23 protein-coding genes are annotated in these 22873 nt (G+C 60.3%); 11 read left to right on the top strand and 12 right to left on the bottom strand.

Features of this window, described 5'->3' with window-relative positions; translation table 11 throughout:
* The 12 genes from HS122_08755 to HS122_08700 all read right to left on the bottom strand — a co-directional run.
* The coding region (locus HS122_08755; protein ID MBE7538488.1) for a glycosyltransferase at window positions 1–364 on the bottom strand (364 nt) is incomplete at its 3' end.
* Entirely contained in the window at window positions 361–1533 is a 1173-nt protein-coding gene (locus HS122_08750; GenBank protein ID MBE7538487.1) for a cell division protein FtsW, read from the bottom strand. The genes HS122_08750 and HS122_08755, both read right to left, overlap by 4 nt.
* Before the next feature lie 42 nt (window positions 1534–1575).
* Window positions 1576–2637: a LysM peptidoglycan-binding domain-containing protein gene (locus tag HS122_08745; GenBank protein MBE7538486.1), complete on the bottom strand. Its 1062-nt coding sequence runs from the start codon at window positions 2635–2637 to the stop codon at window positions 1576–1578.
* Window positions 2638–2690: 53 nt separating this feature from the next.
* A complete protein-coding gene (gene murD / locus HS122_08740) occupies window positions 2691–3956 on the bottom strand; it encodes a UDP-N-acetylmuramoyl-L-alanine--D-glutamate ligase (GenBank protein MBE7538485.1) in 1266 nt (421 codons plus the stop codon).
* A 14-nt stretch (window positions 3957–3970) separates the two neighbouring features.
* Entirely contained in the window at window positions 3971–5089 is a 1119-nt protein-coding gene (gene mraY, locus HS122_08735; protein ID MBE7538484.1) for a phospho-N-acetylmuramoyl-pentapeptide-transferase, read from the bottom strand.
* 7 nt (window positions 5090–5096) lie between these two features.
* Window positions 5097–6470 (bottom strand): UDP-N-acetylmuramoyl-tripeptide--D-alanyl-D-alanine ligase, encoded by a 1374-nt coding sequence (locus HS122_08730; protein MBE7538483.1) that lies wholly within the window; start codon window positions 6468–6470, stop codon window positions 5097–5099.
* A gap of 35 nt (window positions 6471–6505) precedes the next feature.
* Window positions 6506–8098, bottom strand: a complete 1593-nt coding sequence (locus HS122_08725; GenBank protein MBE7538482.1) for a UDP-N-acetylmuramoyl-L-alanyl-D-glutamate--2,6-diaminopimelate ligase — start codon at window positions 8096–8098, stop codon at window positions 6506–6508.
* Window positions 8095–9963, bottom strand: coding sequence for a penicillin-binding protein 2 (locus HS122_08720; GenBank protein ID MBE7538481.1), 1869 nt, complete (start codon window positions 9961–9963; stop codon window positions 8095–8097). The genes HS122_08725 and HS122_08720 overlap by 4 nt, the downstream gene beginning before the upstream one ends.
* Before the next feature lie 4 nt (window positions 9964–9967).
* Entirely contained in the window at window positions 9968–10375 is a 408-nt protein-coding gene (locus HS122_08715) for a hypothetical protein (protein MBE7538480.1), read from the bottom strand.
* On the bottom strand, window positions 10372–11319 hold the full coding sequence (gene rsmH, locus HS122_08710; protein MBE7538479.1) for a 16S rRNA (cytosine(1402)-N(4))-methyltransferase RsmH: 948 nt from the start codon (window positions 11317–11319) through the stop codon (window positions 10372–10374). The genes HS122_08715 and rsmH overlap by 4 nt, the downstream gene beginning before the upstream one ends.
* Window positions 11320–11418: 99 nt before the next feature.
* Entirely contained in the window at window positions 11419–11871 is a 453-nt protein-coding gene (locus HS122_08705) for a mraZ (GenBank protein MBE7538478.1), read from the bottom strand.
* A 1142-nt stretch (window positions 11872–13013) separates the two neighbouring features.
* Window positions 13014–13517 carry a helix-turn-helix transcriptional regulator gene (locus HS122_08700; GenBank protein ID MBE7538477.1) on the bottom strand — a complete coding sequence of 168 codons (504 nt, stop codon included), beginning with the start codon at window positions 13515–13517 and terminating at the stop codon, window positions 13014–13016.
* A 304-nt stretch (window positions 13518–13821) separates the two neighbouring features.
* Between HS122_08700 and HS122_08695 the strand changes: the two genes are divergently transcribed.
* The 11 genes from HS122_08695 to HS122_08645 all read left to right on the top strand — a co-directional run bounded on the left by HS122_08695 (window position 13822) and on the right by HS122_08645 (window position 22854).
* On the top strand, window positions 13822–14013 hold the full coding sequence (locus HS122_08695) for a hypothetical protein (protein ID MBE7538476.1): 192 nt from the start codon (window positions 13822–13824) through the stop codon (window positions 14011–14013).
* Complete coding sequence (locus HS122_08690) at window positions 14010–14246, top strand: hypothetical protein (GenBank protein ID MBE7538475.1); 237 nt, start codon at window positions 14010–14012, stop codon at window positions 14244–14246. The genes HS122_08695 and HS122_08690 overlap by 4 nt, the downstream gene beginning before the upstream one ends.
* Window positions 14243–14560: a helix-turn-helix domain-containing protein gene (locus HS122_08685; protein MBE7538474.1), complete on the top strand. Its 318-nt coding sequence runs from the start codon at window positions 14243–14245 to the stop codon at window positions 14558–14560. Before HS122_08690 ends, HS122_08685 begins: the two co-directional genes overlap by 4 nt.
* A gap of 2 nt (window positions 14561–14562) precedes the next feature.
* Window positions 14563–15954, top strand: a complete 1392-nt coding sequence (locus HS122_08680; protein ID MBE7538473.1) for a DUF935 family protein — start codon at window positions 14563–14565, stop codon at window positions 15952–15954.
* A 101-nt stretch (window positions 15955–16055) separates the two neighbouring features.
* A complete protein-coding gene (locus HS122_08675) occupies window positions 16056–16796 on the top strand; it encodes a hypothetical protein (GenBank protein ID MBE7538472.1) in 741 nt (246 codons plus the stop codon).
* 88 nt (window positions 16797–16884) lie between these two features.
* Window positions 16885–17193, top strand: coding sequence for a hypothetical protein (locus HS122_08670; protein MBE7538471.1), 309 nt, complete (start codon window positions 16885–16887; stop codon window positions 17191–17193).
* Window positions 17190–17771: a hypothetical protein gene (locus HS122_08665; GenBank protein ID MBE7538470.1), complete on the top strand. Its 582-nt coding sequence runs from the start codon at window positions 17190–17192 to the stop codon at window positions 17769–17771. Before HS122_08670 ends, HS122_08665 begins: the two co-directional genes overlap by 4 nt.
* 80 nt (window positions 17772–17851) lie before the next feature.
* Complete coding sequence (locus HS122_08660; protein MBE7538469.1) at window positions 17852–18061, top strand: hypothetical protein; 210 nt, start codon at window positions 17852–17854, stop codon at window positions 18059–18061.
* Between the two features lie 445 nt (window positions 18062–18506).
* A complete protein-coding gene (locus HS122_08655) occupies window positions 18507–18848 on the top strand; it encodes a hypothetical protein (protein MBE7538468.1) in 342 nt (113 codons plus the stop codon).
* A gap of 53 nt (window positions 18849–18901) precedes the next feature.
* Window positions 18902–21319, top strand: coding sequence for a hypothetical protein (locus HS122_08650; protein MBE7538467.1), 2418 nt, complete (start codon window positions 18902–18904; stop codon window positions 21317–21319).
* Window positions 21316–22854, top strand: coding sequence for an ATP-binding protein (locus tag HS122_08645; GenBank protein MBE7538466.1), 1539 nt, complete (start codon window positions 21316–21318; stop codon window positions 22852–22854). The genes HS122_08650 and HS122_08645 overlap by 4 nt, the downstream gene beginning before the upstream one ends.
* The last annotated feature ends 19 nt before the right edge of the window (window positions 22855–22873 follow it).

The following is a 22873-nucleotide window of genomic DNA, read 5'->3' as shown; positions in this document are numbered from 1 at the left end:
CCTCGTGCAGAACCACGGGAAGTCCCGTGAATGCTCCGGCGGCAATGAATGCTGCCGAAGTAAAGCCGCCGAATCCGATGACGGTATCAGGCTTGAATCGACGCACCAGACTCAGGCTCTTGAGGAATCCACGCGACTGTTGCCAGAGGAAACGCACCAGTTGCGCAGGTCGCCAGGAGAAGCCGGTGCCGGGGATGGGCTCGAATTCCAGGTTCGCATACTTTTCGATGAGACGGGCGTCGACCTTCTTTTGGCTGATGAGAAGGCGCACGCGGTGGCCACGCGCAACCAGTCCCTCGGCAAGCGCAATTCCGGGTGAGAGGTGCCCGCCGGTTCCGCCGCACGAAATGAGGAACCGACTCAAGATGCAACCTCCTCCAATCCGCGGGATCCGCGCGCCCAGGTGGGCCGGACCCAGGATCGTTGCGTGTTTGTCAGGATGCCGAGCAGGAGCCCCATCAGCATGAGATTGGAAAGCCCCGCGCTGATGAACGGCAGCGACATCCCCTTTGTGGGGAAAATCCCCGTGACAACCCCCAGGTTGATCACGGCCTGAAGGGTGATCAGGAGCAGAGCCCCGGCCACCAGCAGGTATTGAAACAGATTCGGCGCACGGCGCAGGTGAACCAGTCCGGCGACAAACAGGATCAAAAACACCGCCACCACTCCGAGCGTAAACCAGAGGCCGAGTTCCTCACCGACGACGGCGAACACGAAATCCGTGTGCGCCTCCGGGAGGAAGTTCATCTGCTGGCGCCCCTGGCCCAGTCCCGCGCCTTCGGTGCCTCCGACGGCAAAGGCGGCGAGCGACTGGTAGAGCTGGTAGGTGCCGCCCTGCTTGTTGCCCTCGACATCCAGGAATGCCGTGAAGCGGCGCAGGCGATTGGGATTGTGCATCACCATCACGGCAAACCCCGCCGCCGCCGCAACAACCGTGGGGATGATGTACGCCCAGCGGGCTCCCGCCAGGAACATCAGGAGAAGACCGACCGCGACCGTAAGCGCCGCAGTGCCAAAGTCCGGCTCGAGGAGAATCAGCCCGGCAAACGAGCAGACGATGACAATCGGCACAAGATACCCCCGCCGAAACTCGGAAATGCGCGTCTGATTTGACGCAAGGTAGTGGGACACGCAGACGACCATCGCCAGCTTGGCGAACTCAGAGACCTGCACACGAAAGCTGCCGAATCCGAGCCAGCGTCGGCTGCCCTTTACGGAAATGCCCAGGCCCGGCACCAGAACGAACAGGAGCGCGAGGATGCCGAGCCCGCCAATGACCCAGACGTACCTCCGGCTCAGCTCCAGATCGATCCGGCTCACAAGCACGCAAAGCCCCGCGGCCATTCCAACACCCACCACCTGCTTGAGCAGATAGTAGAACGGCCCCTGCGCGAAGGACACACTCGCACTGAAAAGCACCGTGATCCCGAGAAACATCAGCGCGATGGCGCACATCACGATCAGCGTCGCCGGATTCAGGACCGAATGGCTGCGGGCGTGTGCTTGGATCTGCGCTTGGGGCTGGGACGGCATCGAAGGCTGCTGCTTGAACTCGGATCGATCCGGAGAAGAACGTCAGGGTGCCCGCGGACCCTCGGCGCCCGCCGTGCGAGTGGGATCCTCAATCTTGATCACCGGAATCTGCGAACCAGCCTCCGCTGCAGGTTCAGTCACGGGCGTGAGCGGCGATGCGGGTTCAGTCGGAGCGATTGGAGAGGGAGTCGCGTCCGCCGCGGGTTTCGTCTCCACCGGCGGTGCAGCGGATTTCGGCGCACTCCATCCAGGAATGATGAGCTCCTGGCCGAAACGGATCCTGGATGGATCCTGAATGTGGTTTGCCGTCACGAGTTCGCCCACCGTGATTCCATAGCGGCGCGCGATGGCACCCAGCGTTTCATTCGGCTGCACCGCATGTTTGACGGGATTGGAGCCTCGAGCGACCTTGGGAGAGGATGATTTGGCGGGGGCAGCGGTTTCCATGGAGCTGACCGAACCCTCGGGAAGCAGCAGAACCCTGCCTGGGCGGACCAAGTCGTTCTTCAGCCCGTTCATTCGTTTGATCGTGTTGACCGTTGTCCCATGCATCCGCGCAATCTGGCCAAGCGTTTCTCCTCCCTTCACGACGTGCGTCGGCCCCGTCTGGTCCCCTCCCGCCGGAGAAGCGTCCGCTCCCTTGGCGGAGGCCGCGGCGGGGATCGTGAGCTTCTGTCCGATCTGCAGCGAGGCATTCGACCCGAGTTTGTTGGCCGCCGCCAGCTCGCCGGCCGTCATGCCGTGTTTCTTCGCAATGGACCAAAGGCTGTCTCCGCGCGTCACCACGTAGGTCGCGGGAGGCTTTGGCGCAGCGCTCGCCGGCTGCAGGGGCGCCACCGTCGCGGCTTCCGCCGTCCCGGGGCGCGTCGGACTGAATCGCACCGACGCCGGCGCCGCGTAGGCCCCGACCGGAGCCGGCGCGTCAGCGGCCGGCGCGAGAGGCGGCGTTTCCGCCGTTGCGCTCGCTGCTGATGTGCTCTCCGACGAGGCGGATGAAGCCTGTCGGGTCTTGTCCGTCGTGCGGCACCCGGGCACCGCGAAGATGATGAGGAACACGGCGAGGTGGACTGCTACGACCGCACCAAAAATGTGCAGGATTTTCATTGGGAAAAATGTGATTGGAATGGGATCGGGATGCTATCTAAAAAGGGAAAGATTCACAGGTTGTTCACGAGGTTCTCGAACTGGCTGCCGCGATCATCGTACCCGCGAAACTGATCGAGACTCGAGAAGCCGGGGCTCAGCAGGACCTGGTCGCCCGCCCCCGCCAGTCGCACGGCGCCGGAAACGCAGGACTTCAGGCTTTCGGCGACCGTGTGGGGCACATTGCAGCCTTGAAAGGCCTCGGCGAGAACCGGAGCCGTTTCACCGAGCAGGAAAGCATGCTTGACCTTGGGGGCGATCCTGCATGCAAAGCCCGCGATGTCGCCCCCCTTGGCCTTGCCGCCGAGAATCATCACGACCGGGGAGCGAAACTGCTCGAGAGCCGCCTCGGTTGCATGAAAGTTCGTGGCCTTCGAGTCGTTCCACCAGGTGACCCCCGACCGCTCGGCGACCTTCGCCAGCCGGTGCGGGCCGATCCTGAACGACTGGGCGGCGGCATAGAGTATGTTTTCCCGCAGCCCGGCGCCGCGCCACCAGGCCGCTGCCAGCAGGAAGTTTTCCCGCTGAGGATATTCGTCGAACGCCGTGTGCCGCAGCAGCACGTCCCCGGGCTGGCCGAGTGTCGCCACACAGGCGCCGTGCGGCAGCGTCTGGCCGAATTGCGCAGCCCACGATTGCACGCTTGTTCCCGCATACACCTCCCCGCCAACCGTGCGCTCAAACAACCGCCACTTCGCCATGAAATAGGCCTGCAGACCCGGATGCCGCTCCAGGTGATCCTCAGCGAAATTTGTCCAGATCGCCGCATCGGCGCGAAACACCTGGAAGGCTTCGGACTGAAACGAGCTGACTTCACACACCGCGACGGAATCCGGCGCCCCGCCTCCGCGCTCCGCCACAAGCCTGGAGAAGGGAAAGCCGACGTTTCCAGTCGCGCTCGCATCCCTGCCGGCAAGCAGCAGGGCGTGCGTCAGGAATTCGGTCAGCGTCGTCTTGCCGTTGGTCCCGGTGACTGCGATCACCGACCCGCGCCAGAAGAGCGACGCAAAATCCAGCTCTCCGAGGCAGACCAGGCCGCTGCTCCTGGCGCGAACAAGCCAGCGATGGTCCGGACGGAAGCCGGGTGAATGCACGACCAGGCGGTGCGCGGCCGCGGGCACGGCCCCGAAATCCGCGCAGTCCTTTTTTTCATCATAGAGCACGCCCTCCACACCGAGCGCCGCCAGAAGCTCCATGACACCGCTTCCGCTCACACCTCCGCCAAGAACCGCGACAGGGCTCTTGAGCAGGGGGACCAGGAATGGCGGAGGTGTCAGCATCGGGCGGTTCTCAGTCAGCGGAGTTTCAGCGTTCCCAGTCCAACAAGCGCGCAAAAGAGCGAGACGATCCAGAACCGGAGGACCACCTTGGTCTCCGGCCAGCCCTTCTTTTGAAAATGGTGATGCAGCGGTGCCATGAGAAACACGCGCCGGCCCTGCCCCGCCGCACTGAAGCGCTTCGTGGCCTTGAACACGCCCACCTGGATCATCACCGACACCGCCTCGATCACAAACACACCGCCGACAATCGCGAGGGTGAGCGGCTGCTGCACCATGAACGCGACCACGCCAATGAGCCCGCCCAGCGCCAGCGAGCCGGTGTCCCCCATGAACACCTCAGCGGGATGCGAATTGAACCAGAGAAAGGCCATGCCCGCCCCCACCAGCGCTCCACAGATAACAGCCAGCTCCCCCGTGCCGGGCACGAAACTGATCAGCAGATAGTCGGCGATCCGGGCATTGCCCGCCGCATACGCCATGATGCCGTAGACCAGCGCCACCGTGATCGTGCATCCGATCGCCAGGCCGTCGAGGCCGTCCGTGAGATTGATCGCATTGGAAAATCCGACCACCCAGAGAAACATCAGCACAAACAGGGCGATCACCGGGATGCCGACGAACACCGGGAACTTGACGAATGGAATCCACAGCTCGCGGATCTTTGCCGCGCTCGTCGGATGCCAGATCAGGACGGCGAGCGCAATCGCGGTCACCAGCGTCTGCCACACCAGCTTTTCCCTGGAGGAAATGCCGTCCCGATTCCTGCGGACGACCTTGAGATAGTCGTCGCGGAAGCCGACCGCCGTCAGAGCCGCAAAGACGAACAGCGCCACACACACCCAGACGTTCGGCACCGCGCACAGCACCGTGCTGGCGAACACGGCGATGAATATCATCAGGCCGCCCATCGTCGGCGTGTTCTTCTTGTCAAAACGATGGGCGAGATCGCCCACGCGGTCGTCGTCATAGTGTTGGCCGAACTTCAGCCGCTTCAGGCGCCGGATCAGCCAGGGGCCGATCACAAATCCAATGACGAGCGCGAACATGGCCGCAAGCAGCGTGCGCAGCGTGATGAAGCGCAGCAGGCGCAGGGGGCCGAACTCGGACTCGAATTCTGCAAGATAACTCAGCATGATGTCTCTAGTGCGCCGCTAGCGACACCGCGCGTTCGAGCGCGTGGCGGCGGCTTCCCTTCACAAAAACGGATCCGTTGAACGCAGCCACATGCGCCGCAATCGGCTCGACCGACGAGGCGATGGCCATCTGCTCAGAACGATTCCCACTCTCGATCGCACCCATGCGGACCGCCTCAGCCTCCGATCCTATCACATAGCAGAAGTCACCCGGACGCAGGTGCAGCATGCGACCGAGGTCCCGGTGATAGCGTCGCGAGTCCTCGCCGAGTTCCTCCATGCCTCCGATGATCAGGAGGCGGGGATCCGCCGGCGGCGCAATCTGGTAGAAGTTCGCCAGCGCGTCCGCCATGGACGCCGGATTTGCATTGTAGCAGTCGAGATAGACCAGGCGGTTGTCCTCGCGCCGGATCTCCCCGCGCATCGCCGCCGGGTGCCACGCCCTGAGCCGCTGGCGGACCCTTTCCGGTTCAATTCCAAGCCGGAGCGCCGCGCAGATCGCGAGCACCGCATTGCGCGCCATGCCGTCCGACACGCGCGGAAAGGTGAAGACCTGCGACGGCACCGCCCCCATTGCAATCGACGTCGACGTCAGATCCTCCCGGTGGGAGATTGCGAAATACACCCCGTCCCCGGCATGCCCGGCGGGAAGCACCACCTCCGCAGACTCAACCACCAGCGCGGGCGCCGCCAGATCGCGAAATGCCGCGAACTCAAGGCACGATCGGTTGAAGATCGCCAAGGCGGACGCGGACAGCAGCGCCGCCTTCTCGCGCGCAACATTGGCGAGCGATCCCAGCGCCTCCAGATGCGCGGGGGCCACCAGTGTGATGATGCCGATGTCAGGCTCGATCATCCGCGCAAGCGGAGCCATCTCCCCCGCCCCGCTTATCCCCGCCTCGATCACCGCAAAACGGTGAATCGCCGGATCGATCCGGGTCAGTGTGAGAGGAACACCGAGGTGGTTGTTGAGGTTTCCCTCGGTCGCCAGAACAGCGGGTTCTCCCCCGAGAAGCGCCGCGAGGAGGTTCTTGGTGGATGTCTTCCCCGCGCTGCCGGAAATGCCGACGACCGGACCGCGAAACGCCCTGCGATGCTCGCGGGCAATCGACTGAAACGCATCCACCGTCTCCGGGACGATCAGTTGGGGAAGCTCAAGCGACGGATCGCCGCGCGACACCACTGCTGCGGACGCACCCGCCCGCATGGCGTCGCGAACGAACTCATGTCCGTCGCGCTTCTCCGTCCGGATGGCTACAAAAACCTGCCCTTGCGCCAGATGCCGGGTGTCGTGCGCAAACCCGCTGAGAGGGACCTCCGGAAACCGGGTCCAGCTTCCACCCGTGACACGGGCGAGAAACTCAGGGTTGAACGTCGGCATGGCGGTGTGCGCGTTGCTCAGGATTCCCAACCCGGCTACTTGATGGCCTTTATTCCGATGAGTTCCCGCGTGACCTGCCGGTCATCAAAGGGAATCACCGTGTCCGCAAACTCCTGGTAGCTTTCATGGCCCTTCCCGGCGATGAGCAGGCTGTCCCCCGGCTTGGCCATGTCGAGCGCCAGGCTGATCGCACGCCGGCGGTCGTCTATCCACGCCATCTTCTCGGGCGACTTCATGCCGGCCCTCATGTCATCGAAGATCCGCGCCAGGGGCTCGCCGCGCGGATTGTCGGCGGTCGCAAATGAGAAGTCGGCGTACGCCTGCACGGCCTCCACCATCAGGGGCCGCTTGGTGCGATCGCGGTTTCCTCCGCAGCCGAACACCACAAGCAGGCGTCCGGGGGTGATCGCCCGAAGCATGCCCAGGGCATTGCGCAGGGCGTCATCCGTGTGCGCATAGTCCACGAGGACATTGAACTCCTGCCCCTCGTCGATGCGCTCCATGCGGCCCGGAACACCGCGGAAGCCGCGGATCCTCTGCAGCAGATCCGCAGGGTCGCGCCCCAGGGCCCAGGCCGTGGCAACCGCGGCGAGCAGATTGCTGACATTGTAGCGGCCGATCAGTCCCGACTCCACTCGCACGCGGCCGCGCGGCCAGACCAGCGTGAAGGAGGAACTGCGGAAATCGAGCACGACCTCCTCCGCGCGGACCTCCGCCTGGCTGTCCTCGCCGAACGTGATCCTGCGCACGCCCGCCGGAATCCGCGCGAGCAGCGTCCGCCCGTGCGGATCGTCCAGGTTGACAACCGCAATCTGCGGCGCCGGTCCGCCGACGCCGGTGAACAACCTGGTCTTCACATCAAAATAGTCCTCCAGCGTCTGGTGATAATCCAGGTGGTCGCGCGTGAGGTTGGTGAAGACTGCGACGCCAAACTGAAGCCCCAGCACGCGTTTCTGGTCGATGCCATGCGAGCTGACCTCCATGACCGCCTGGCGGCATCCCGCATCGCGCATCTGGGCCAGCATGCCAAAGATGTCCAGAGATTCCGGCGTCGTCTTGAACGACGGAACGGTGCGTCCGCCGAGATCATAGTTGATCGTGCCCAGCATTCCAACCCGGCGTTCACCTTCAAGCAGGTGCTTGATCAGGTGCGTCACCGTCGTTTTCCCGTTGGTGCCCGTGACGCCGATCACCTCCATGTCGCGATCCGGAAACCGGTAGTACGCCTGGGACACCCTCGCCAGCGTCGCCCTCGGGTCGCTCACTTGAATGAACGTCACCCGGGACGGAATCGTGGCCGGAATCCGCGTTGTCACCACGGCGACAGCGCCGCGGTTGATGGCCTCGTCCACGAACTGGGTGCCATCGGTGCGCTGCCCGGCGAGCGCAAAAAACACCTGACCCGGCACCACGCGCCGGCTGTCCATCGCCAGGCCGGAAACGGGCCGGTCCATCGCGCCGCGCGCAGCCACGACCGTCTCATTCGCGAAGACTTCGGATAATAGAGGTGCCATTTTGAAGATTCGCCCTTCGATCCCCGACTCCCGCCGCGTCCTGCCCGCAAACGCTGGGGTGCGCGGACGAAACGCGTGGATCAGGGCGTGGTTGTGGGTGAGATAGCCGATCACCGATGACCTCCTTCAAGGGCCAGCAACGACCGGACGGGGGAGGCGGCAACCGGCGTGATCCGGAGATACTGGGCGAGCTTTTCACCGATGCGCCGGAAGCTGGGCACGGCGACCGCGCTGCCGTAGTTGAGCTTGCCGGGGGGCATCTGGCCGTCGTCGACGAAGACGGAAATGACAACCTCCGGCCGGCTCGCCGGGAAGAACCCGACGAACGAACCGATGTGATGCTGCGTGGAATAGTGACCGTCGATGAGTTTCTGCGTCGTTCCGGTTTTCCCCGCGACCTCAAACTGGGGAATCGCTGCATCCTGTGCGGTGCCTTCACCCGGAAGCGTAACCCGGTGCAGCATCTGCGCAACCGTCTTCGCGGTGCCCGCCTCTATCACCCGTCGACGCACCGACTTCACAAACGTGTAAAGCACCTCGCCGCGTGCATCACGCACCTCGCGGACGATCTGCGGGCGAAGCAGTTCCCCGCCGCTCGCGATCACACCCATGGCATAGTGGATCTGCAGGGGCGTCGCCGCGATGCCATGCCCCATGGGAATGCGCGTGATGTCCGTCCCCCGCCACTTCGTGTAGTTGGCCAGCATGCCGGGCGACTCCGGATAGAGCGATGGAAACCCGGTGTACTCACCGAATCCAAACGCCCTTGCGTACTCCCACATGCGCTGCTCGCCCAGGAGCATCCCAAGCTGGGCGGCCCCCTTGTTTGATGAATGGGAGACGATTTCGGAGAGCGTCAGCGGATGATCAAAGCGATGCGCCTCGCCTGGCATGTCCAGCGACTTCCCGCGGTAATCGATGCGCTCGAGGCTGCAGTCGAAACTCTGCGTCAGGTTGACCTTCCGGTCATTGAGCGCGCCGGAGGCCGCCACGATCTTGAACGTCGAACCGGGCTCGAGGATGTCCGCCACCGCGATGTTGCGCAGGCACTTCAATTCATCCCCGGACAGCTTGTTGTACTCATTCAGGTTGAATGTCGGCGAATTCGCCATCGCCAGGATGAACCCGGTGTTCGCATCGCTCACGATGATCGTCGCCTTGATCGGGTGGTAGCTTGCCGTGATGTGCGCAAGCTCCTCCTCCGCCAGGTGCTGGACGAAGGAATCGAGAGAGAGCACGACCGTGTACCCCTGGGCCGCGGGCACCTCGCGCGTACGGAACTGCGGAAGCTCACGGCGCTTGCCGTCCTTCTCGGATTCCCGCCAGCCGTCCTGGCCGCGCAGGTAGAAATCCGCCCAGCGTTCGACACCCTGCACGGCGACATGCTCCTTGTTCACAAAGCCGATGACATGGGCCGCCAGGTCATTGTTGGGATAGGCGCGCGTGTAGCTCTTCGGAGGGGCATACACACCCTTGATGCCGAGCTCCATGATGCGGTCGTAGGTCGGCTCGTCGACGGTGTCGCTCAGTTTCACCCAGCGAACTTCCGTGCCTTCGGGATCGTCGGTGGCGTCGCCGCCATACTCGTCGCCACCCGCACGCGCGGCAACCTCCGCCAGCCGGGACACCACCCGGTTCCTGGTGCGGAATGCGGCCGCCACCTGCGGATAGGGAAGCTTGAGCAGGCGCGCCAGGTCGGGCCACCGGGCCTCGTCCTCCGGACGCGCAACCTGCGGATCCACACCGATCACAATCAGCGGACGCGAAGTCGCGAGAATCTGTCCGCGCGAATCAAGGATGTCCCCGCGGCGGGCCTTCTCCACGACAACCTGGCGGCGCGCCTTGTCGACATAGCGTGTCAGCCGCTCGCGGTCGATCACATGCAGGTCGACGAGCCGCATCGCGATCCCCAGGAACGCCGCCGTGACGACGGCGCCCAGGAGGACGATCCGGTAGTTGGAGGCAAACCCGCGCGCCATGGGTTCAGCGATTCACGCCTCCAGGCCCGGCGGTTTCCTTCCGGTCGCCGGAGGGGGCGGAGTCACGGTTGTAGAGATCGCGGTTGCGCAGTATCGTCAGGCGGCGCTCGGGCGATCCGATGATCCGCCGGACCTGCGCCTCCACGGGCGCCGCAAGGCCCAGCTTCCATTCGGCGTTGCGGCGCGCGAGATTCTCGAAAGTCTCCTCGCGGGCCACCTGGGTGTGCGTGTCGGCCAGCCTGCGCTCGGTCTCGACAACCTGCGCCTCCAGGCGGCGGACGACGTTCGCTGTATCCGAAATTTGGTGACGCAGCCAGACGGTGCCGAGACCGATGCCCCCGCTGAAGCAGATCATGCAGAGCGTGTAGACGAGCAGCTGGTTGATGAAGGCGTGATTTTCGGACTTGTTCATGATGCGTGGTGGCGTGACGCGGTGCTGAGTTTTCTCACGGCGCGCAGTCTTGCGGACCGGCTTCTGGGATTGGCCTCGAGTTCCACCTCCGAGGGCGTGACCGGCCGCCGCGTCAGCGGCTCGGCGACCTTGTCGCGCAGGTCCTGCGGCCTGCCGTCGTCGGCGCTCTCCGGCTGCCCGCAGAGGCGGCGGAAGTAGCGCTTCACCGGACGGTCCTCGAGGGAGTGGAAGGAAATCACCGCAAGCACGCCGCCCGCCGCGAGCCGCTCAAACGCCGCCGGCAGCGCGCGTTCAAGCGCCCCAAGCTCGTCGTTCACGGCGATGCGGATGCCCTGGAATGTCCGGGTCGCGGGGTTGATGCGCGACGCGAAGCGCTCCCGTGCGGGAATCGCCTCCGCTATCACCGCGGCGAGGCTCGCGGTCCGCGCCAGACGTCCGGTGCCGCGCGCGGCGAGCAGCGCGCGAACGACGCGGCGCCAGTTCGCCTCCTCCCCAAGGTCGCGCACGGCGCGGACAAGCATCTCCTCGGTCGCCGTTTCCAGCCAGCGGTGCGCGGGAACGCCGCTGCGCGTGTCCATGCGCATGTCCGCCGGTGCGTCCGTGCGAAAGGAAAATCCGCGCTCCGCATCGTCGAGCTGATACGACGACACACCGAGATCGAAGAGCGCCCCGTCGAAACCCGCCTGCCGCAGATCGGTGAGCGATCCGAAGTCGTCGTTGATGAATGTCAGGCGCCCGGGATGGCGCGACGCCAGTTCCTGCGCCCGCGGCAGCGCGGAGGGATCGCGGTCGAACGCCACGACCGCGGCATCCTTCGCCGCGTCGAGTATCGCCGCCGCATGCCCTCCTCCACCAAACGTGCAGTCGAGGTAGCGACCGCCGGCGCGGGGTCTGAGCAAGTCCAGCACCTCGGCGAGAAGGACGGGCGTGTGACCGTTTGCCATCGGCTCGATGTCCAGTTCAGCCGGCAAGCTGTGCATGGGCGGGCCGCTGCGTTGCCTGCAGCAGGAGGTGGAGGGATTTGAAATTGTCGCGGGCCATGACTAGATTCCCACCCGGCGCATGACATCGAGCTCGGACTCGCCACCCGTGCGCTCCGCGACCTGGGCCCAGCGTTCCGGACTGTACACAAAAAACTTGTTCATCGTGCCCGTAAGCACGGCCTCCCTGCCAATGCCGGCATGCCGGAGCAGATCGGCATTGAACATCACACGTCCCTGGGAATCGAAAGAGACCGCCTGGGTTTTCGAAAAGAACCGCGCCAGAAAGTCCTGGCCGGATGTATCGGAGAGACGAATCTCCGAAACCCGCTCGCGAAGCTTTTCAACTTCAGCCGGAGGCAGAACCGCAATGTAACCATTCGGATGACACGTCGCCAGGAACTGGTCCCCATCGGCATGCGCAGCTCTCCACGGCGATGGAATCGTAACGCGATTCTTCTCGTCGAGGGAATGCCTGAACAGGCCGGTGTAAAACGTTGTGCCAATGGTGGACATAGGGGAGTGGCGACCGTCCTCCACTTCGCCACATATTTCCCCATTTTATGCCACTTCGGTCAAGGAAAGAGAGCTGCGTTTACGGGTTTTTTACCAACAAGTTATTCACAGCTGAGGATTGACGTTGATTTTGTCACATTTCAGAAAATCAGCGCACCAGCATGGATTATCCTGAACTGTCCCATGGATCAACGACTTAGGCGACAATCTAAATGCCACTTCTCAGGTTGATCTTGTCCCACCTTTTTTGATCTTGTCCACTTTAAGGTAGGACATGTTCACAAACTTCTGATCGGCGTATCTAACTAATTAGCAGCAGGTAATGCTGATATTCACAGAAGTGTCCCACCTTAAAATGTGACAAGATCATCGTAAACAAAAGGTGGGACGTGGGACACTTTCAATCGATAGTCATAGGCAATTACATCTCTCAGGTCTTTCCCGAGATGGTCCGCCCCGGCGTATCGATGACGCCGTCAGAAGCCGAAAATTGCAGGTTGATCGAAGTCACCTTGCAGCGTCATTCCCTTGGCGGAGAAAAATCTGACACTCGCAAAAAATCATCCTCTCGAAGACAAAGTGGTCACCGCGGTCAAAGATGAGGATTGCTCCTCCCCTAAGGCTAACGTCCAAGACGGCCGCGATGGCCAAGCCGATACAATCGCTCCCGCCTCAATCTGCAAGCCCGCCGTGTAGCTTCATCTCCAATCAACCCCGAAGGAGACCCAGTGTTTCAGAATTCTTCAAGCTCGCTGCCATTCCAAGCGAAACTCCCGGCAACGAAAATTGCGAGGCCCTGACGCTGACGAGTTTCATCCGTGCAAAAGAGAAATGGCCACCGCGTCAAAAGATGAGGATTGCTCCTCCCCTAAGGCTAACGTCCGGGACGGCCGCGATGGCCGACGCGATGCAATCGACCCGCACGGCGATCGCAAGGTCCGAGTCCCGGAATTCCTCCTCTATTATAATAGAGGAGGACCAAATCGGCTTGCGGGCATTCTTCAAAGATGTTGGTTTCGAACTGCGCATCAGCCGCGTTTCGGACGTTCGGCCAGGGGGCTTCGGCATCCAGGCACCGGGTGGCAAGAGGGCACTCCTCACGGGGTGCCCTTCTTTGTCGCTTTCGTCAAGGCTTCCGGTGCTCAGGAACTCTGCTCCTTTGACGTATCTTTGGCCTGCTCGCTTTTAGGAATACCAAGCTCATCTTTGATGGCTTTCAACAGTTCGGGCATCAATATTTTTACCCAAAAGCATCGCGAAGAATCCGTCAACGTCTCATCCTTTAGCACGTCCTCCGAAACTAGATACAACTGATCCGCTGTCATTCGTCGGCAAAACACACGGATCACTTCAACAGACCCTAGCGTATAAATGTCATAGGAGTCGAATCGTCCAGCGGGTGGCATCTGATCAAGCTCCTTTGGTTGTGCGCCGCTCAAAAGCGCATCAATTGTGACACCGATACGGAGAGCGATTTCGTGTAGGGTATCGCCTCCAGGAATTAGGCCATTTTCGTATCGTTGATACGTTTGTTGGTGTTTGATTCCCAAATACCTAGCAAATTCTGCTTGGGATCTTTCCCCTCTGGCCGCTCGAAGCGAACGCGCAAATGTTCGAGACAAACTATCTTTTTTGTGTTGATTCACTATCTTTTATGTGTAGTGGTTAACACCAGAATATGAGTTCTCGTGTAAAGCTTTCAATCGCAAAAGCCCCGGCCCGCGCACGAGAACTTTCGATCACCCCTTTGCATCGGGTGCTCTTGTCCCGAGGCCTTCGATTCGAAGACCTCGCAAGCCTCACGGGACTCAATATTCGCACGGTGTACAACATCGCTTGCGGGGGAAATAAGTCCAAGCGCGGTAGAACGAAGGTCGAGATCGCCTTGGGCGCAACTATCAACTGGTGCAAGCCCCGCTCTCTTGAAACACATGAAACGGAGGGCGAGGCATGAACTTGCGCCCCATCGCTCCCGCCGTTTTCCACGGCATCCAAGACGGCTTTGGCGTCTTCCCTTCGATCGAACTGTGGAACCTCACGGCGAACATTCCGGGGCATCCCGAGGGCTCGACCATCAGCCGGCAAACCCTCGAGAAACACGGTTTCTTTGTCCCTGCAGCGCCGCTGCAGCACGTCGCATGAACACACTGCAGGTTTCACTCAAGAGGGTCAAAGCTAACCTGGTTGTCCTGCATCAGATTCTCCAGCTCATGGATGACGGCGATGCGATCATAGGCTCGACCGCCAAGAGCCGTGCCCAGCGTGCCGAGCTCGCCGGGCGGATCTCGGCTCTCGAAGGGCTGATGCGAACGACCAAGCAGGATGCGGTCTTCGCCATGGCCGCCATGCACAGGCAGACCCCGGAATCCCCATGAGCGAAAACGTCGATTGCATTCTCAGTTTCCCTGGGCGGAAGACACTCACCGTCGGTGAAATCGCGCGGGTTCTCAGGGTGTCACCAGACCACGTCACAAACCTGATTCATGACGGGACTCTGGGAGCCTTCCATCTCGGCCGCTCCATCAACACGCGTCAGACGCTGCGTGTTTCAGTGGAGGAGTTCCATCGATTCATGCTTTGCCGCGTGAGCAGCACCAGTCGCAACCAGCATCTGGAAGCGATGCCCCAAGAAACCCTCCAGGGAATCGCCTCGGACATCGCGCGAATTCTCGAACGACGGGTCGTTTGAACATGAGCCTGGGGAAAATTGCATCTGCTGGCTGGCGCGCCCAGTACAACCCACTCCGCGGGATCACGCTTGGACGGGCAGTCGCATTTCTCGAGGAGGGAGAACGCGGAAGGTTTGCAGACTTGCAATGGACCTATCGATTCATTGAGAAGCGGGACGCAACCCTCCGCGGCTTGCTTCGGCTTCGCATTGGAGCGATCCAGAAACTTGATTGGGACATCAAGCAGGTGAGCGGCGCCGAGTCCCTGAAGGCGGACACCCAGGCGAGGATTCTCCGCGATGCATACGAAAAAATTTCCAATCTGCGTGAGGCGATTGCGTTTCTTGCCCTTGCGGAATTCCGGGGGTATTCCCACTTGGAAAAGCACTATGAAGGAGCGGCATCTCATTCAGATGTGATCCGGCTCGAACCCGTGGAGCAATGGCACTGGTCGCGGGATCCTCAAACCGGGGAGTGGCGCTATCACGCGGATGCCAGCGATCGGGCCTCTTGCGGACAGGCAATTGATTCAAAGCACTTCCTGCTACGCGAAGTGAAGTCGCCGATCAATGAGATCGGGCTCGTTTGCTTCCTGCGCAAGAACCTTTCCCAGAAGGACTGGGATGGATTCGTCGAGGTGTACGGTGTGCCGCCGGCATTCGTCGAGATGCCCGCCAATACTCCGCAGGGGAAGGAGGCCGAATACCAGGCCATGGCCGAGGCTGTGATCGGCGACATGCGCGGCACGCTTCCCTCGGGGGCGAAGATCCAAACGGCGGGCGACGGTGCGCGCGGGATCAATCCATTCCGCGATCACTTGAGCTACCAGGATGAGCAGCTCGTTCTCGCCGGCACAGCTGGCAAACTCACGATGCTGGCGGTGCCCACCGGCCTCGGGACCGGCCTGAGCGCTGCGCACCAGAACACTTTCGAAATCCTCGCGCAAGCGGAGGCCGTGGAGATATCTGAAATCTTCCAGCGTCAATTTGACCGTGCCATCCTGGGTTTGTCCGACGATCAACCGGCTCTCGCATACTTCCAGCTAGCTCCAAGAACCAAGCGGGATGCAGGTGCGATTTTGGAACACGCGGTGAAAGCCGCAGCCGCCGGCTTCCGGGTGAACCCTGCGGAGCTGAGTGAAAAAACCGGCCTGAAGCTCGCGGCCGTTGAGCCAATGCCCGCGATACGATACCCCACATCGATTCCCTCCTCGTTGAGTCGTTCGATATCCCTCGCGAGGAACCGCGCCGCCGAGCGGACCGCTCTGGAACAATTTCTGCAATTACTCCCAGAGCCTGAAGCGCGCATGCGCGATACGGTCAAGGATTTGCCGGACGCGCCGAAGCCAGGCAGCTCGAAATTTGCTGTCGGGTATGGACTCCCGATGCTCCTGTCCGTTCTCCGCAATCGGTAACAACTGCTTTCAAGAATGCTATGAATATTGATCCCGAAAGAATAGATACTGCGAAGGGTTTCTTGGTGAAGATCCAAGATTCTCTTCAAACTGTCGCCCGCATGCGGACGGCCTGGCTCACCGCGATCGAAGACGAGGAAAAATTTGTCAAGGCCATCGCTGCCGCGGGCGACATTGACTACACCAACGACAAAGCAATCCGCCGGGCGACAGAGATGCAGGTGCGTCTCGATGTCTGCCGCAAGGCACAAGAGGTCCGCAAAATGGCCATGCTTGAGGCGTGCAAGTCGCTTCGGGAGATGATTCGCCCCGCGGGTGAGCTGATTGCGAAAATACTCTCTGTTGTACTCGCAAACAGGCTCGAAACGATTGTCGCCGCGCTGCAACCTTTCTACGCTGATCAACAGTCAGCTGAGGAGGCCGCAAGGCGCACTCATTGCTATGCCGACGGCCAGATCGCCGTCTTTCGGTTTCTGGGTATGGACTCGGCCTACGTGAATCAGCCTTTCGAGGAATTTCCCGGATACCAAGAGAGGTCCAGTCTGCTCGTCGCCGCCGAGGCAATCGAAACCGTTCTCATTGAGGCGGCGAAAAAGGTGCCGGACTGGATGCGTTTCCTGCCCACACGCAGCCCCTTCAATCCGACAGGGGAACCGATGTCGGCAGGCCGCGTTGTGGCTCCATTGAAATTTCCGCCTCGCGAGAATTCAGCGCAGCGCGTTCCCAATGACCCCACCGATCCCAATGATCGCGCATCAGACGAGCAGATCGCAGGTCAATCGCTCGGCGCTGCCTCTGGCGCGCCTGTTGAAGTTCCTGCGAATCAAGAGCCGCAGGCCTAACAATTCCCGACTCCTGACACGCATGTGATCAGGAAGACCATCCGTGTGGTCCCGAGCGGAGGGGTTCGGGACAACAAATCGATTCAAGATGTACACGCTCCGCAAACTGAATCCAAGTCATGTTTCGACTTTCGACCGTCTCACGCTCGATCAAAAGCAGCTCGTATTCGGCTGGCTGACGACAGGCGGATCATTGGGTCGGGGCATCTCCTACCAATCGGCGACGAACAGAATCCTGAAGGAGTTCGGCGTAAAAATCAGCGTGGGCGCGCTGCAATGCGCCTATACCCGTTTGTCCCGCCGCCTGCCCCTGAAGCGCCATCCTGAAGTTACCGTGGATGCCAGCTCCGACAACAAAAGCATCTCCATCAACCTCACCCTCAATCTCCAAAAATGAATTCGAAAATGCCTTTCAGCGAAAATGAAAATGGCCCGGCCAATCTCCTGTACTTCACGCTGGACACGAGCCGCTCAGAACCAGTTTTCAAGCGGGCGAATATTCTCAAGTCTGCTGCACTCCTCTGGTATGAGCCGGAAATCTGCGAGGAGTGCCATCGTCTGGCCGACGAGTTCTTCGATGCCGCTCAAACCGTTGGGAGATATGCGGCGGCGCTTCGATTGAAGCTTCAAGAAATGTGTCCGTATGACGGGGAGCTGCCAGCGTTCACCTACCTTCTGGACCGCCTGGATGAGCAACCTCTCGATGTGCAGATCGAACTATTGGGTTCGATGCCAGGAAAGGCACCAGAAGGCAGCGACATCACATTCGGAGAAGCCTATGCTGAGGTGACGAGGTTCAATCAGAGATTCGAGCAGTTTCTTTTCCGGATCCGCAATCGCCAGTATGAAGCTTCAAACGGCCAAACGCTCGCCGCGTTAAAGGTTGAGAGACGTCCGAAAGAGCCCGCAAAGAGTCGTTTCGCCAAAGGGGATAGGACACGCCCGCTCGAAGGCCAAACTCGCACCAGCGCATAACTCCGCCGCCTCCCGCCCATGACCTCGAACATCACGTCGGCCCAGCGGATACTCAGCACAAGGGGCCAGCAAAATTTCTCATGAACCAATACAAGCGTCGATCGCCTTCCTTTTCGGTACGACAACTCTACAAAGCAGCCGCGCTCAACGGTGTGCTTTCAAACCTACACCTCAGCGACCTCAACGATCCTGCCACGAGAAAGTCGGCAAAAGAAATCGCGATGCGATATGTTGAGGATTTCGTTGCCGAGGATACGGCGGAAGTGGAAAAGCAGCCGCTTTCCCAATAGATGCGCGCCATGATGCTGATTGAACCGGCGCATTGCCTCCTTGCAGCGCTTGCAACTGCCCTTGCAGAGACTTTCCCGACAAATCCATACCAACACCGCGGGTGCGGGTCAAAATGCCCAGGAATTGGATTCTATGGCAAGTCTACCACACGCATTCGCAATCTTACTGTCGAAAGTCTCCAAACGAAGATCGATGAGCTTGTGTTTGAGTCGCTTCACTTGGGCCGCGCATTGGCGTGCCTCCTGGAATGTGGGCCAAAACATAAGGCAGCCGCCGGCACCGGCATCAGGCGTTCCAGTGTGATCCGGTGGTTTGAGAACGAAACTTCACGTCTTGTGAGCGAGGCTTTCGATTTAGTGGAAAAGCGCGATGCGCTGAAACGGCCTGCGGTCCGCGGCAAGCGCCATCTGCGATCAACCCTCCGACTGCGGCAATCCACCCGCCATGCCTAAACCAGCAAAAATTCCCGTGCTTCTGCAGCTTCCATCGAACTACCAGGACAGCCTGTTCATGTGGCTGACGCAAGAGCGGGTGACCTATGCAGAAGCGCGCCGCCGAATTCTCGCTCAGTTTGGATTGCAGGTTGGCAATGGCGCTCTGTCTGCCTTCTGGCAACGCGTGTGCGAGCCGCGCATGTGGGCGGCAAAAAATCAAAAGGACGCTGAGACCGCAAATGGACGGGTGCTCCTGAATATCACGGTCAGAATGAGTGAATCAAACGAGCTACAAATCTGCGTAGCCGGCCCCGCGGCAGGGACCTTTTCCAATATCGGGCAACCAGCCTGATTGCTTTCGGGATGTCGAGTCTCCTACAACAAATCCTGCCACAATATCCAGTGATGCCCACCGCCGGAATGTACACGGCCGTTGCGATCGCTGACGCCTTGTCCCGGCCACCGCGGAGCGTACGTCGCGCGCTTTTTGAGGTCACCCCGGACGGCGTTGCATTGGTGAACGGTCAGAGAACCGCAGCCTGGTTGTTTTGTTCGCTGCCGATTGACCTTCAGAAACGCCTCGAAGAGGAAGCTACCCGCCGGGGATACAATTCGACTGAGCGCCTCCTGCTTCATCCTCCAGGAAATTGGGAGCCATCCATCCCTCTCGCGGAACTTCCAGCCGCAACACTGCAGCATGCGCAGCGACTTCAAAGTGTCCTTGGATCGATCCTTGAAAAACTGAGCCTCTCCGCAATCGATCGTGAGCAGGTCATCGATGCCGGCCTCAGAGCGTATGCGTCGACGTTTGGTTCAACGGTCTCTCGCCGCCACTTTGATCGGCTCATTGATCGCACGCTATCCCGCGATCGCGGCGCCGAAGCATGGGACAGATTGGAAATTTATCTTCCCGACCGTCTCAGCCGCAAAAAGACTTCCACAATCATCGTTGGTTCAGATGAGCGCTGGCACGGGATGCTTCACACCTCGGTCCTTCTGATGAAGGAGGGCCAAATTGACGACAAGGCTCTTTCAACGTTCTGGGACTCCGCCTGCTCCTGCCTGCATGAAGCGACCTGTGAAGGAGTTTCAGAGACGAAGGCCTTGCGGGACCTTCGCCGAGTGATTGAAAACAAAGTGCCGTTCATTCCGGCGCGAGGACGCGCCTTGGAACGAAAAATCTCACGGGTCATCGCGAAATGGCGCGCCGGAGGCCGCCGCTTGGTTGCGTTGACCGACGGTCGCATCGCCAACGGGCGTTGCCGCGCCTCCGAGATTCCCGGCCGGTTTAGAGAGAAGCTTGTCGCTCGCGCAATGCACAGTGCCGGGGGCCTCGCCCAGGCATGGCGTGAAGCCGCCAGTGAAGGATGGATGCCTGACTCTGTGTGCGCCACCTATGACGTATTGTCTGCGCGCAAATCACACGTCCCGCATTCGATTCGGCGATCGCTCGGCCCGGAAGTGCAACGGCTGAGGCCGCACGTCATCGGCCCGCACCACGCGAAGCTCCAAGGGCCATACATCGAGCGCGACTATGGGAACATGGCATCCGGGCTGGAATTCCAAAGCGACGATTGCACCCTGCCTGTTTACTTCTGGGAGCCTGACGCCTGCGGCCGCCCGCGCTTGAACGAGAAGGGGCAGCCCATTCTCACCAGAGGTCAGTTCCTGCCGTGGATTGATACGCGCACCACCTACATTGTCACGTTTCAGCTCATTCCCGAAAAGACCTACGATTCGATCGAGATCGTCCGAGGGATTGCACGCCTTCATGATGAGTACGGTCTCCCGGAAACCTTGTATTTCGAGCGAGGCATCTGGGAATCCAAGCTGATCGACGGCTCGCGGCACACACGCACTCCGTGGAAAGATTTCACGCACGGCCTTTCGGCGCTCGGGGTGAACGTGCGTCATGCGCATACCCCCCGCGCCAAGATCGTCGAGCGTGTTCTCGGGGCGCTCCAGGACAAGATGAACCGTTTGCGAGGCTACTGCGGCCGCGATGAGCGGGTTGACTGCCCGGAGGAAACCAAGCGCGCATTGCAGGCAGTCCTGGCAGGAAGAGCACACCCGGCGGAATTCTTCTTTTCCATGCCGGAATGGATGACGGAACTGGAATCCATCTGCAACGTCTACAACACTGAACGGCAGGAAGGGAAGCTGCTGAACGGGCAATCCCCTGAGTCCGCATTTGTCACCCTTCGTCGTGATCCACCCGTAAGACTGGGATCCGAATATCGATTCCTTTTGAGTCGCAGTCGGGTCGAAACACGTGTGAAAGCCAACGGTGTCACGATCTCCATCGGTCGTCGAAAATTTACCTACAAGAACGAGTTCACGGGCGCAAAGCAGGGAGAGAAGGTCCTTGCATGGTTCAATCCCGAGGATCCCAACTCAATCTGCATCACCGATCTCGACAGCCGGAATCCGTTTACCGTTCAACGGTCAACCAAGGTTGACGCGTACAATGCCTCCGCCGAGCAGATCTCCCAGGCGCAGCGAGAAAATCACGCGCACACGAAACATGCGCGCACGCTATTTGGCCATCTGAAGAAAAACTTCCCCGAGGAGTTCCTTCGTGTGCGCCGCAATCTTATCCTGGCCGATCCTCCGACATCACGGCTCGGCGTTCAGATGGAAAGTCAGCAGGCGGAGATGCACGCATCCATGCAACAGCAAAACCGCCTCGCGAATCGCGCTACGAGAGCCGCTCAATCTGTCGGCACCACAGTGCGGAGTTCGTCCATCACGCCGGAACTCACCGCAAGTCTCGAGCACCTTGCCCGTTTGGGCGTGAAGGAAATCAATCCATACGAGGGATGAGTCCAACTGCACCAATCGAACTCTCTGAACTGCGCGCGGACCATTCGCAGCCGCCGCTCCCTGCCCAGAAAGTTGCAACGGCGGTCGAGAGCATTGCGAATTCGGAATCCCGCCGTCTCGCGTGGTTGCTTCACGCGATCTCTCATCAGGAGGGCGGTCTCGTTCAGTTGGCTTTTGAAATGCTGAAGCGGGTCGTACCCGACAAGCTTGGAACGCCGTCTCTTCGCGCCGCAGGCGTCAGCCTGCAAAGTATCTACAGTGGAGAAGTCTATGAGGCGATTTGCGGAGAGATCGACCACCACGACCATCGCTCAATAGATGCAATCAAGATGGAAATGGCTTGGAACGATAGGGACTATTCAAAATTAAGTGCGGACCTTAATCCGCGAAATCGAAAAGCCACAGGAGCGGAGTTGATCAAGATATGCCGTGAACGCGTCCTTCTCTTGCCGCGCGTGCTTCATGATTTCTGTTTGTCGCCTGGCAGGAAGATTCACTTTCCCTATTTTGAAGGAGTCATGGATGTGCTTTGGACCGCCATTGAGGCCCGCAGGCAATCGGCGCGCGATCGCGTCGCACAGACATCTATCACCTCGCATGTGGCGGACGTCCTCCGTTTCTGCCATCAATCAAAAACGCTCGGCGTAATTGAGGGAGCTGAACGATTGGGGAAATCAATGGGAGTTCGCCTTTGGCAGGAGTGTAATTCCGATTGCGCACGGCTGATCGACCTCACGGCGGGAACCAACGACCAGCAGTTCTACCAGGAGATTTGGAAAGCCATCGGTTGTGGCGAATCCAACAAGGGCGATACCGGCGAACTGCGGCTACAGATTCGCGCAGCGACCCAAAGCCGTGACCTCATGTTGATTTTCGATGAAGCCCACTGTCTTTTCGGGCTATCGCAACGCGCATCAATGAAGCGATTGGAATACATCCGCACCGAATTTGTGAATCGCGGCATCCCAGTCGTCCTGGTTGTCACCCCACAGTTTACCGGACGAATCCAAGAGATGGAGAGGACAACCGGATTCAACACCAATCAGTTTCGCGGAAGGATCATGAAGTGGGCAAGGTTGAATCCAGCGCCAAATAGAGCGGATATCGCGGCCGTTGCTCAGCTTGAATTTCCCTACGCCTCCAATGAGATTCTAGAGCTTCTCGTCAGTTTCGCCGCATCAGGCGACCTCCCATTTGCTCGGCTTCGCCGCGCTGTCCTGGAGATCCGGGACGCCCAGAATCGTTCCAAGGAGCCTCAAATAAATATCGACGTCGTGAAGCAAGCGTTGGGGTACAGTATTTCGACCTCAAACGGAATCCAAAGGTCCTTGCCGCAGCCGAAATCCTCGGGGCGGAAACGAGGATCACTGGCGCAAAAGCATGCTCCAGAAATACGCGTGCCTCAATCTCACGAGGCGCCCCTGAAGCGCGACACAAAGCAGCCTTTGCAACACCGATGCACGGCATCTGCACCCACTTTTCCTGATACCAGAATTCACCAGAATCGATCGTTGGCAGAAACACTGACGGTCTGATTTTCCGCAGTTCCTTTTC

The organism is Opitutaceae bacterium (assembly GCA_015075305.1).
Taxonomy (GTDB): Bacteria; Verrucomicrobiota; Verrucomicrobiia; order Opitutales; family Opitutaceae; genus UBA6669.
Note: the sequence above shows the minus strand (reverse complement) of the source record. Positions and strands in the feature narration are given on the sequence as shown.